General features: G+C 36.7%; 7 protein-coding genes (1 of these 7 only partly in view). 2 read left to right on the top strand and 5 right to left on the bottom strand.

What is annotated here, in order from left to right; translation table 11 throughout:
• Positions 1 to 412: the 5' portion of a ubiquinone/menaquinone biosynthesis methyltransferase gene (locus VPAR_RS02375; protein ID WP_012864017.1), read on the bottom strand. Its footprint begins 335 nt before the window's first position; the window shows 412 of its 747 coding nt (coding positions 1-412); its start codon is at positions 410 to 412; its stop codon lies off the left edge, out of view.
• Positions 413 to 772: 360 nt separating this feature from the next.
• On the opposite strand from VPAR_RS02375, the gene sstT reads away from it, so the two are divergent.
• Positions 773 to 1,993: a serine/threonine transporter SstT gene (gene sstT, locus VPAR_RS02370; RefSeq protein WP_012864016.1), complete on the top strand. Its 1,221-nt coding sequence runs from the start codon at positions 773 to 775 to the stop codon at positions 1,991 to 1,993.
• A 247-nt stretch (positions 1,994 to 2,240) separates the two neighbouring features.
• Positions 2,241 to 3,758: a dihydrolipoyl dehydrogenase family protein gene (locus tag VPAR_RS02365; protein WP_012864015.1), complete on the top strand. Its 1,518-nt coding sequence runs from the start codon at positions 2,241 to 2,243 to the stop codon at positions 3,756 to 3,758.
• 191 nt (positions 3,759 to 3,949) lie between these two features.
• Here VPAR_RS02365 and VPAR_RS02360 read toward each other — a convergent pair whose 3' ends face one another.
• From VPAR_RS02360 to VPAR_RS02345, 4 genes are all read right to left on the bottom strand, one after another.
• A complete protein-coding gene (locus VPAR_RS02360; protein ID WP_012864014.1) occupies positions 3,950 to 4,606 on the bottom strand; it encodes a PepSY domain-containing protein in 657 nt (218 codons plus the stop codon).
• A 126-nt stretch (positions 4,607 to 4,732) separates the two neighbouring features.
• Entirely contained in the window at positions 4,733 to 5,854 is a 1,122-nt protein-coding gene (locus VPAR_RS02355; protein ID WP_012864013.1) for an AI-2E family transporter, read from the bottom strand.
• Between the two features lie 226 nt (positions 5,855 to 6,080).
• Positions 6,081 to 7,118: an OmpA family protein gene (locus VPAR_RS02350; protein ID WP_012864012.1), complete on the bottom strand. Its 1,038-nt coding sequence runs from the start codon at positions 7,116 to 7,118 to the stop codon at positions 6,081 to 6,083.
• Positions 7,119 to 7,789: 671 nt separating this feature from the next.
• The gene (locus VPAR_RS02345) at positions 7,790 to 9,199 is read right to left on the bottom strand and encodes an MATE family efflux transporter (protein WP_012864010.1); all 1,410 of its coding nucleotides are present in this window, start codon (positions 9,197 to 9,199) and stop codon (positions 7,790 to 7,792) included.
• Positions 9,200 to 9,351 lie beyond the last annotated feature (152 nt).

Here is a 9,351-nt window from a genome sequence, read left to right as displayed (position 1 = left end):
CCGGCACATTACGCATTGCAAAACCACTCATGGCTGCATTAAATGTATTATCCGCATATGGTAATGCCATAGCATCACCTTGCACTAAATTGACTTGATCAATTAAACCGGCATTTTCTATACGAATACGACCTTGATCAAGCATTTCACTATTAAAGTCCAAGGCCTCCACCTTTAAAGTTGGCTCTTGACGTAATGCTTCCTTTGTAAAAACACAAGTACCACACGCTACATCAAGTACGCATTGATGAGGACCGATATTCATTGCTTTTACAGAGAATTTGCGCCAAAAATAATCTTGCCCAAAACTTAAGACTGTATTCATTAAGTCATAATTTTTTGCAATATTAGAAAAAACGCCTTGTACAAATTCTTCTTTATCAGCATATGTTTTAAATTCTTTACTATTCATTATGGTCCTTTCACTAATCAAGAACTATATTCAAGTACTATATATGGCATAGTATACCATACTATAGGAACGCTAAAAAGAATTCTATTATATATACTATATATAGCAACTATGTGCTATACACATATAAGACTAAAACATACAAATATTTAATATATTTTATTGTAAAATATATAGCTTAATATACATGTTTATATACATGTTTATCATTTACTTTATATATAACATAAATGCTTATAGCCATCTATGATATTATCTATTGCCACTATCTCGTGTTCGTTGTATAATGACATATGTCCATGATGAAAGGATATTTTGTCGTGGGTTTTATTTGTTTTTATTTAAGTATTGGAGTGTACTATGAATCGATTTGTAAAATCAATCAACAGAGTCAGTCTAATCCAACAAATTATCATAGGTTTGATTATTGGTATTTTGACTGCTCTTTATGTGCCAGATGTGGCCAATGAACTTGCTTTATTAGGTGTTCTTTTTGTTGGTGCCCTTAAAGGCATTGCCCCTATCCTTGTATTTTTCTTGGTAATTGCAGCGATCAGTAAACATCGTTCTGGCCAAAAAACTGGCATGGGTTCTGTTATCACCTTATACTTATTAGGTACATTCCTATCTGCAGCATTAGCAGTAATCGTAAGCTTCTTTTTCCCGACTACATTACATCTAGTAGCAGGTGCCGCTGATGCAGCGCCTCCGCAAGGTATCGCAGAGGTTATGACAACATTGCTTAAAAATATAGTTGATAACCCTGTAAAAGCGTTAATGACTGCTAACTACATCGGTATTTTAGGTTGGGCACTAATCATTGGTGGTGCTTTACGTCATGCACCAATGAATACGAAGGAAGTTATGGAGTCCATTGCACAAGCTATTACTACTGTAGTAGGTTGGATCATCCGCTTCGCTCCTCTTGGTATTATGGGCCTTGTAGCAGAATCCATTGCTACTAACGGCATCGAAGCCTTGATTGGTTACTTCCAATTACTCGTATTATTACTTGGTTCTATGATTTTTGTAGCATTAGTGATTAACCCAATTTTATCCTTTATATACCTTCGCCGTAATCCATACCCATTGGTATTCAAATGCTTACGTGAATCTGCAATCTATGCGTTCTTCACACGTAGCTCTGCTGCAAACATTCCCGTAAACCTTGATTTGGCAAAACGTTTAAAACTCAATCCAGATATGTATTCCGTATCTATTCCATTAGGTGCCACAATCAATATGGGTGGTGCAGCAATCACGATTACAATCATGACATTAGCTGCAGCCCACACTTTGGGTATCGTTGTAGATATTCCTACTGCAATTCTCTTATCCATCATTGCCACTATTGGTGCATGTGGAGCTTCCGGTGTTGCAGGCGGTTCCTTGTTACTTATTCCATTGGCTTGTTCCCTATTTGGTATCTCCAATGATGTAGCAATGCAAGTTGTAGGCGTAGGTTTTATTATTGGCGTATTACAAGACTCCACAGAAACTGCGCTTAACTCTAGCACAGATATCCTCTTCACGGCTACTGCTGATTATGCAAAACGCGGCTATCATCAAGATTGGAATTAAAACTCTCTTAGACGGTCCTATGAGACCGTCTTTTTTTTGTAAACTAATTTTATATTCTTTCACTAGGACTTTGTGAAAGTTATATATATCCTCGCCACCTAATTATCTAAAAATGATATTATATATTTGGATTAACGAAATATAAACTTTCACCAATCACTAACAAACTATATTGATTTTCTTCAATATAGTGGTATAATATAGTTAATGATAATAACTATTAGTAGATATATAGAAAGGAATCAACATGAAACAATACGATATTATTGTAGTTGGTACAGGCGGCGCAACCATCGTAGCTGACGCTGCGCTCAAAAAAGGCCTTAAGGTGGCAATCATAGAAAAAGGTAAATTTGGTGGCACATGCCTAACTCGCGGTTGTATTCCTACAAAAGTTATGGTTACAGCAGCTAACGCAATTCAAGAAACAGAAGAATTCAAAAAAATCGGTGTTAATGTTGGTTCTGCTACTATGGACTGGGACACAGTGTCCAAGCGTACTTGGCATAAAATTGACGAATCTGCAGGCATTTATGATTATTACAATGCCTATGACAACGTAGATGTGTATCGTGGTGCAGCAAGTTTTGTATCCGATAAAGTGATGAACATCCATCTTAACGATGGTTCTGGCATTGAAGAAATTACAGCGCCTACAATTATCCTTGGTACAGGTGGCTATAGTAATGTACCGAATGTACCTGGTCTTCAAGAGGCAGGTTTCCTTACTAGTGAAAGCCTCTTTGGCGATAAATTCCCTAAACAACCATACAAATCTCTTGCCGTTCTTGGTGCCGGACCAATCGGTGTTGAGTTCGCTCACGTATTTGATTCTGCTGGTACAGAGGTAACAATTCTTCAACACAATGTACGTTTAGTACCTAAAGAAGATGCAGATATATCGGAACACTTACTTAACAACTACAGAGAACGTGGTATCAACGTACTTCTAAACCAAGACACTGTTGAAATCCGCCAAGAAGATGACCTTAAAGTAGTCGTTACTAAAGATCGTACTACTGGCGAAATTACAGAAACTAAAGTTGAAGAAATCCTTGTAGCTGCAGGTATCCGTCCAGCTGTAGAAGAACTTCACCTAGAAAACACTGGTATTGAAACTTGGCCTAAAGGCTGGATCAAAACTAACGAATTCTTAGAAACATCTGTTGATGGTATCTACGCTTTAGGTGATGTAAATGGTGAACCTGCCTTCCGTCATCGTGCAAACTACGAAGCAGATATTATTGCTCATAATCTCTTCTATGCAACAAGCGAAGAAGATTACCGTTGGGCACGTTATGATACATTGCCTAAGGTTACATTCTCCTATCCTGAAATTGGTAGTGTAGGTCTCACAGAGGCTGAAGCTATCAAAGCGGGTTACAATGTAGGTGTAGGTAAAAACTACTACTCCTCTACAGCTAAAGGCTATGCAATGGGTATTAACCCTGGAGATGTAAACGATGGCTTTGTAAAAATTGTGGTAGATAAAGACACCAACCATATCCTTGGTATGCATGTCGTAGGTCCTCAAGCCTCTATCCTCTTCCAGCCTTATGTGAACCTTATGAATAGTGGTGTAACTCCGTTGACAGCAATTAATGAAGAAATCGCTTCTGAACGCACTAAACGTTTACGTGAAAAAAGTATTACTCGTGAAATGGACCCTAGATCCGTTATCACTGTAGGCGAAACTATGAGTCCCCATCCATCCCTCGTCGAAGTTATCATGTGGACACAAGTGTACTACGAAAATCGTTGGTAATACAACTATAGTTATAAATAATAAAAGGACTAAACCTAGGGTGCAGTCCTTTTGTTGTAAACATATCTACTGTAAAAAATAATATTCTAACACAAGAGCACTATCAATCGATATTTTATAGTATCGGAATAGCAAAAAAGAGCCAAAGGCATTGCCTTCGGCTCTTTTATTATTAATCATCAATAGATAGGTTAGCGCCCCATATCTATATCAGAACCCCAAACGAGATTTGTTTTACGACCATCGAAGCCTTGATCTGGCTCAGGTGGTAATTTATAGGATTTAGATTGTTCTACATAAGCACCTGTCTCAGCATCTACTGTAACAACTACTTTTTTACCATCCTGATGCATAGTCACATAGTATAAAACCTTACCATTATGAGCTTCAATCTTCCAGCCCTTCATAACAGCATCAGTTCCAAGTTGTTGTTTTGCAACACGTTCTGCTTGAGTTGATTCAATAACTTTATCTTTATTGAAAATCTCCCCAATAACTTTCTTAGGTTTGCCCCCCTCTTCCATATCAGAAGCATTACCAGTGATTACGTCAATTTTCATCTTGTACTGATGATACTTACTATAACCAACTACTTTATAACCATAGTTCAAGTCATTAGAGTTGAGCTCTACAGAATGAAGCGCCGCATTTGGATAGCGATTTTGGAAAATAGTACCAATTTGGCTCATAGTCATAACCATGGACTCCCCAGGTGCACGTTTTACAGAGATATCCGTACTTGTTTCAGGCTTTGTTTTGCGTGCATCTGCCACACTTGGTGTAGCAACGGATAACATACCTACCGCTAATACACCCGTCAATGCCATAGAAATTAACTTTTTATTCATTATAATCCTCCTACTAGATACTATGCTTCTATTAATCAAACTATTAGTACACTAGAATTTCTATAAGTTCATGCTATATTCAACAGCACTAAAATATGTAAATAGTCATATCATTTAGACAATATACTATAAACCTTCATTAGATGCAAGTCGCCCATCTACATCAGTCATAATCAATTTATAGCATGTAGCCACTAAAGGCACACCGATCAACATACCAGTAACCCCCATCAAACTACCGCCTACGATAACGGCAGCAAATACCCACAAACCTGGTAATCCAACAGAATTACCTACAATTTTCGGATAAATAAAGTTACTTTCAATTTGATGAAGTACCTCTAAAATAATTACATAGATGAGAGCATCCATAGGGCTAACAGTAAGTAGCATAACGGCTCCAATGATACCACCAACATAAATACCTAATAGTGGAATTAAACCAGTTAGGCCAATTACACAAGCAATCGTTGTAGCATATTCAATATTAAATAGCCATAAAGTAATACCTACCATCACACCTAGAACCAAAGCATCTATAAACTGACCTACAAAAAAATTACTAAATGTTTGAACTGCTACGCGAGTTACATAACTAACTCGATTTACCCACTCATCTGATGCATAAGCCTTTAATATACGTTTACCTTGTAACATAAGGCGTTCCTTATCAAGCAACATATAAACAGCAAAAATTAAGCCAAGACCAATGTTCAAAGTCCACGACAATACGGTGCCCATTGCATTTACAATATATGTGCCACCTTTTGTCCCCCATTCACGAGTATATTTAGCAAGATTCTCTCCACTTAGGGCATCTATAATCGTTTGATTCGACGCCATTGGAATTGTTTCTGTAATATGTTGCATCCATGTTTGGAAGTCCGTATACAATTGCGGTGATGCAGCTACAATAATCGACATAGAATGAATCAATTGAGGTAAAGCCAACCGAGCAATAAAATACACAATAACGCTAATTGTTACAAAGGATAGCAAAAGACTTAGTGGGCGACGTATTTTATACTTCCATCCAGAGTCACACTTAGGCCATAGCCATCGCTCATAACGAACGACTAGAATATCCAATACGAAAGCAATACAAGCACCCACAATGAGCGGAACAAAGGCCGTAAAGATAGCGTCAAGACCACTAGCAATATCACTTATACGTAGTGCCATCATAATCATAATGCCCGCTAGTATAATAGCCCCTATGAGCTGTTTGTAATATTTAAATTCTTTCATAATAACCTACTTCACATAACACTATTAATAAGCTACACCTATATAACTATACGATTCTCACATCGCATACATTACCAAAGCATAATGAACATTGTATGACCTAGTATTGTATGCAAGCTTAGTATAACACAAAAGTCCACCTTGTCGCATGCTCGAATTCCCGATGAACAAGAGAGCATGATTGAAGGTGGACTTATTGTAGGGCTAATCTAGATAAGTCTAGAAATTAGCGATGAATATAAACGTCTACACGACGGTTTTCAGCTTTACCTGCTGCTGTAGAGTTAGTTGCAACTGGTTTAACATCACCATTAGCAATACCGATAAGACGATCGGCAGATACACCGTGGTTAACTAAATATTGAGCCACATGTTGTACGCGGCGTTCAGACAAAGCAATGTTGTATTGAGGGTTTGCATCAGTATCAGCGTTACCCATCAATTTAACTTGGTCTTGAGAATATTGGTTAGCAGCATTTACAGCAGCCGTTAAGTTTGGATATTGGTCTGCACGAGCAACATCTTGATCAGAGTCAAAGTAGATAGATTGTACATAGTAGTCCAATTTAGGAGTTTTATATGCAGGCGCTTCTACAGTAGGAGCTGGAGCCGGAGTGTATACAGGAGCTGGTGCTGGAGTGTATACAGGAGCTACGGATTTGTGACCACCGAAACGGTAAGATAATCCTACTACAGGACCTTGGAAGGAAATATTAGACTTATCATCACGTTTAGTATTGATATAACGATACCCTGCATTAATATCCCAGTCTTGGTTAACTTTATAACCTAAACCTGCTTCCCAAGTGGTAGTTCTCTTAGTCCCTACACCCGCTTTACCATAAACGTCTACTTTGGAGCCAAGATTAGCTTTACCAATTACACCCAATTGAGCAATATTATTTGCTTTAGGGAATGTATCACCAGAAATATGAGCATAACCGCCATATACTGCGAAATTTTTATTCAAAGATTGAACCAAGTTAACTTCTTGCATTCTGTCACTATAGCTAGTGCCGAACATTTTATCATTCAAACCATGGTATTGGTATTGTAACGCGGTTTTATCTGTGAAAGCGTATGTTACACCACCATCAAAGTTCCATTTTGCATCAGAAGTCCAAGCTTTAGTTTTTGCTTTAGAATCAGACGCGCCAAGATCAACTTGAAACTCACCTTTATTGAATTGAGTTTGAGGAGTTGCACCTGCTACGGACACGCCTACAGCAGCAACTGCCAATAAAGCTAATAATTTTTTATTCATTATAATTCCCTCCAAAAACAGCCCTTATAATACTTAGGCTTTGGTAATAATATGCTTATATTTTACACAATTTTTCAATATAATTCAATATCCTTCATGAATATCAGATGAATTTTTAGTTATATCTATTAATGTTATAAATATAAATATTTAAATCCTCTTAATTACCTAATCACTGCGATTTTCTGCACATATTACAGTCCCGTAATTATAATACTATTTATCTTTTTTAAGATTCTCTAACAATAATAAGATCACTGGTTCTGTAAGTTCATCAAAATCATTATTATATACACTGATAGATCTAACTATAATTGAACAAATAAAAGCCCCCTTATACACTAAGGAGGCTTTTATCATTTCATATGTATATCCCTTACATATATACGTGAAATCAGAAGTTTCTGGTCAGATAACACATTCCCCAATGTGTCATTTTTTTCACATTAAGTATTGTACATCAAAAATTTTTAATAGACAAGAGTTTATTCACTATTTTTTCATGAATTTTTCTAAAAATTTCAATGTAAAAAAGAATAATCAACAAAATATATAATTATTATCTACCGTTTAAAATTATATCGAGTATTAGTATTTTAAATTTTAACATTTACATGAAGCCTATTTTTAATATAAAGCGAAAGTTAAATTAAAACTATATTTATATCTCATTAAACAACCTTATGTTGCCATGCTCCTCGAATAAATCTCAAATAAGAACAACATAATCTTAGAGACTGATCAAAGCACAAAGATAACCATGCCCCAAAAAGTCCTAAACCTAATGTAATGCACAATAGATACGTAATAATAGGTCGAATGATTGCTACGCTTACAAGAGAATATTTCATGATGTAATATGTATCTCCTGCCCCTTTCAACACACCAGAATACACTTGCTGCAATGCTTGAGGGAATGCAGCGATAGCCATAATACCCATCAAAGTGGCTGAAAGTGTAACAACATCACTTTCACGAGTATATAACTGTACTAAAAAATCACCAGGACCAATAAAGATTAATGCACTTACAAGGCCCACGACTAAACCAATTCGAGCCCCAATTTTACCATAAGTACATGCAATATCCGGTCGTTTGTGTCCAAGGCTTTGCCCCGTATGTGATGCACCTGCAAATCCAAGGCCCATAGCAAAATAATAAAATATATCCATTAAATTCATACATACGTAATGTGCTGCTAAAGGTACCGCACCTAAGGAAGCAACAATCATAGTGTATGTATACATACCGAATCGCTCAAAGAACTGTTCTCCTAAAGAACTACCACCTACATGAAATATTGTATGTAATACGGGTCTTTCAAAAGTCCATTTCGACGAATGACGCAATGTTAATCCAGTAGCAGTATGTTCTGAAATCGTACGCAACAACAATAATGCAATAATCGCACTACTGATCATGGTGGAAACCCCTGCCCCCATAACACCAAGTTCAGGGAAGAAACCAATACCATAAATCAAGAAGAAGTTCATTATTGTATTCAAAATATTCCCTACTACATTAGATTTAAAAATAACTTTAGTATTACCATATCCAATGAGTGCAGCCCCTACGATTTGACTAAAAGACTGAAAGATTAAACTAATAACTATGAAACGACCATACCAAACAGCTGTTTCAATATAGCCATCTTCAGCACCTGTAAAACGTAGAATATGCTCTAAATTTAAGAAACATATCAATAATAACGGTACATAAATCAAAAAATTCAATAAAATAGACTGCTTGAGTACGGCATTCATACCATCCACATCACCTTCACCATGACGACGAGCTATGATTGCCGTCACAGCAATGGATACGGCACGACAGAAGATGAGCATTACCATCTCAGGTTGTCCCATAATACCTACCGAAGCAAGAGCTGATGCACCTAAGGCACCAACCATCGCCAAATCGATGGCCGTCATAAATTGTAACATCAAGCCTTGTAATGTAGCTGGCCAAGCTATTTTTAAATAATTACCATATAGCTGCTTTGTCGTGCCTACAGGTCCTAATCGTTCTGCAACAGGTAACATGGTATCTATTGAAAGCCATCGTTGTATACGGTCTAACATCCTATCTCCTATTCATGTAAGATCATACATAGTAGAGGCATCACTTCGCCTCTTACTTCCACTGTATTATATCACATAACATATGAGAAGTCATTCATATGTTATGCATTTTAAATAAGAATATATATCAAAATAGCAAAAGAACCTCTTAT

Source organism: Veillonella parvula DSM 2008 (assembly GCF_000024945.1).
Lineage (GTDB): Bacteria > Bacillota > Negativicutes > Veillonellales > Veillonellaceae > Veillonella > Veillonella parvula.
The sequence above is the reverse complement of the archived record's forward strand: the minus strand, read 5'-3'. Positions and strand labels throughout refer to the sequence as shown.